Source organism: Acidimicrobiales bacterium (assembly GCA_035540975.1).
Taxonomy (GTDB): Bacteria; Actinomycetota; Acidimicrobiia; order Acidimicrobiales.
Window position 1 is genome coordinate 1 of sequence record DATLFN010000082.1, and the last position, 3,366, is coordinate 3,366.

The window sequence follows — 3,366 nt, forward strand, 5'->3', positions numbered from 1 at the left end:
GGTGCTGGCCGGTATCGGAACCGTCAGCGTGGGAGGGAGCCCCAGCTCGTTGGTGGACCCTGCTTTCAAGGCCCACCCAGGGCACTCAGGACCTACATCTTCAGTGATCGCCTTCCTACAGACTCAGGTGATCCTCAACACAGTTTGTGATCCGGTCCCGGCGCACCGCTGGGGCACCGCCGAGCGGCACGTTCCGCCGTTCCGTCGCTCTGTACCGCCATCGTGTCCTTTCGGGGGTTGCCGCCTATCGCAGAAAGGACAGATGACGTCGGAATGAACTCGCCCGTTCACTGTGTCCGAGTGGCGGCGCTGCCTACGTCGAAGCAGACAGGTTCTCCGGACCCGATCGCGGCGTGCCTACCAGCCCTGTACACACCCTTGGACAGGGGCTAAGGCTCCTCCTCAGTGAGCCTCAGGCACATGGCTAACCTTCGTCGCCGATGGCTGGCGCTGACGAACGCCGGACGCCGCAGAGGCACAGCTCGCGCCGGAATCGGGTGGTACAGCATCGTGGTGTACGCCCGTTGACGGCTGGGTAAAGCCACGAACTCGTGAGGTGTCCGGTGGGACTCGTGCGCAAAGATTATGGGCACGGGGGTGGACGACCCGCATCCATCGTGTTGAAGTCGACCCTGCCCTGAACGATGGGAACTCCCCTTCTCCGGATGCCCGGGATCACTCACTGGAAGTGCACTTGGTGGCGAGCGAACTGCAGCTGCACAGCGAGAACGAGTCGGCGTGGTTGATCGCCTTCCTGGTCATGCCAACGATGGCGCAGGACGCTTGGCGGAGCCTCGCAGACCGGATAGGAGTGGACTTACGATGTCTCGCTGGCGTGGGATTTCATAGCCTTACCGCGCATCACCGCGACTTTCCCGACGACCCCGCCGTAGACGAGATCCTCGCCATGGGACGTGAAGAAGTCCAACGACGAGCGAACTAACGTCGTTCTCTTCGACAATGGCCCGCTCCGGACGAGCCCCGCCCGATAATGCTCGGGGGAGGACCGCCGTCGATATCAGGTCAAGTGGCGACGACGACAGCGCAGATCGCCCCGTATCGACTGGCACGCCGACGACCTGAGCTGCGCGACGGTACCGTGCCGGAAGTGGAGCGTCTCGGCGAGCCGGCCCTCCGTCCCGGCGGCATCCTCAACCGCCACGTGGTCCTGCGCCCGGCGCGGTAGCCGCCCCCGCCGCGCCCGAACGGGAGAACATGAACCGGTGCGGAACCGGACGCGGTCGACCGGTGTCGAAGAGAGTGTGGACGCCCACACGGCAGCAGAGCCGGTCCTCGCGCCGGCGCTGGTGAGCGGCGATTCGGAAGCGGAGACCTTCGAGGCGTTCTTCGGGCGCGCGTGGCCCGGCGCGGTCCGCCTCGTCGCCCTGCTCACCCAGGACCGGTCGGCCGCCGAGGAGCTTGCCCAGGATGCCTTCGCCCGCATGTTCGTCTCGTGGGAGCGGGTGTCGAACCCCGACGCCTACCTTCGCAGGGCGCTGGTCAACCGGAGCCACAACTGGCGCCGTCGGGGCCGCGTGCGCGAGGCCAAGCTGGCCTTGCTCGCGGGTGCCGCCACGGTCGAGCTCCCGGCCGCCGAGCTGGCCGACGCGGTCGCCTGCCTCCCGTTCCGGCAGCGAGCGGGATCGTGCTGCGGTACTACGGCGGGCTCTCGGAGGCGGAGATCGGCGCCGCCCTGGGGTGTCGCAACGGCACGGTGAAGTCGCTGGCGGCGAGGGGGTTGGCGACGTTGGAGAGGGTGATCGAACGATGACGACCGGACGCGACGACCTGGAGGTCCGACTCCGCTCGCCGTTCCGAGACCAGGCCGACGCGATGCCGGTGGAACCGCCCGAGTGGGCCGAGCTTTGCCCCGTCGCCGTCCGGAGGACGCTGCCCGCTCGGCGGGTCGTGGCGGCCGCCGCCGTGGTGGCCGCCCTGGTGGCCGCCGTCGCCACCACCACCGGCGGCGGCGACGCCACCCGGATCCGGACGAGCCCGGCCGACGACGCGGGGGCGGGGGCGCCCACCACGGCCGCGCCGGCCCGAGCCGTCTTCTCCGTCGAGACGCGCCAGGTCTCCCTCCGCGCCGACGCCGTGACCATCGACGCCGGGGGGCTGACGTTCTCGACGGCGCCGCCCGTGCAGGTGCACGGCGACCCGGGCACCCGGGACGAGTACACGACGCTCGAGCTGACCTGGACCGAGCACGGTGTCGAGATGCGCCTGTTCTTCTACTTCGCCTCGGACGGGCAGGAGTGGTGGTCCGACGAGATCCGCACGTACGACGGGCGCTCGCCCGGCGAGTGGATCACCTACCGCGGCGAGTTCTTCCGCCGGCCCCTGGGCACCGCCTTCGTCGGGGACTTCGACGTGGGCGAACAGCCACCCGGCACCGGCCGCCTCCGCCTCGCCAACGCCCACCTGGAGGCGTTCCGCCGGCTGCCCTCGTGCGACGACCCGGGCGCGGCCCTGGTCCTCGACCCCGGCATGTCGCCGGTCGTCGTACCGGGCCCGAACGGCAGCTTCGGGCTCAACGTCCAGCTCCTGGACGCCGCCTCGTGCTCGGTCGTGGCGGACCAGGACCGGTACCGCTACGCCTGGGACAGCGCGGACCCCGGGGTCGTTTCGGTCACCACGGGCTTCGTGCCGTCCGAGCTGGGCGGCCGCCACCGCGACCTGGTCTCCGTGGCGCCGGGCCAGACCTCGGTGCGCGTGACCGCCACCGACCCCGACACGGGGGCGCAGGTGGCCGAGGTCGCCGTCCCGGTGACGGTCCTCGACGTGCCGCCGCCTTCGGCTCCGGCCGAGCGGCCGCCGGGTCCGCCGCCGGGCGCCACCACCGGCGCCGGCACGGGTGCCGGCGACGGGGGACCGGTGCTGCGCTCGGCGACCGCCGACCTCGGAGCCGGCACGATCACGGTGACGTTCGACCGCCCCGTCGTCCTCGGCCGTGCGCCGCTGGCGGCCATGTACCTGGTGGTCTACGGGGACGATCCCAGCTGCGGCACGCCGGACGGCAACAGCCACCGGGTGATCGGCGGGGACGGAACGCCGACCCTCACGCTCGACGCGACCAGCCTGGCCCGCCCCACGAGCTACATCACCCTCGCCCCCGGCTTCGTGGCCAGCGCCGACCTGGGCGCGCCCAGCGGGCCGCTCGGGTGCACGGCCGTCCCGACGAGCTGACCGGGCGGCGCCGGGCGGGCCGTGACATACGACCGAACGAGCGTCCGAAGCGCGGCACGACTGCCCGGCATCGCCCCGGGATCAGAATCCGATGACTACGGGGCCCTGCGGCGACGAGGAGCCTGGTCGGGATGGGTCGTCACGACTCGCGTGCCGGCGGCACCATCGAGAACCAGAAGA

General features: G+C 71.1%; 2 protein-coding genes. Both read left to right on the forward strand.

The window, feature by feature from the left end:
* The first annotated feature begins 1,307 nt into the window (after positions 1-1,307).
* Entirely contained in the window at positions 1,308-1,718 is a 411-nt protein-coding gene (locus VM242_09355; GenBank protein HVM05367.1) for a sigma factor, read from the forward strand.
* 49 nt (positions 1,719-1,767) lie between these two features.
* A complete protein-coding gene (locus VM242_09360) occupies positions 1,768-3,186 on the forward strand; it encodes a hypothetical protein (protein HVM05368.1) in 1,419 nt (472 codons plus the stop codon).
* Positions 3,187-3,366 lie beyond the last annotated feature (180 nt).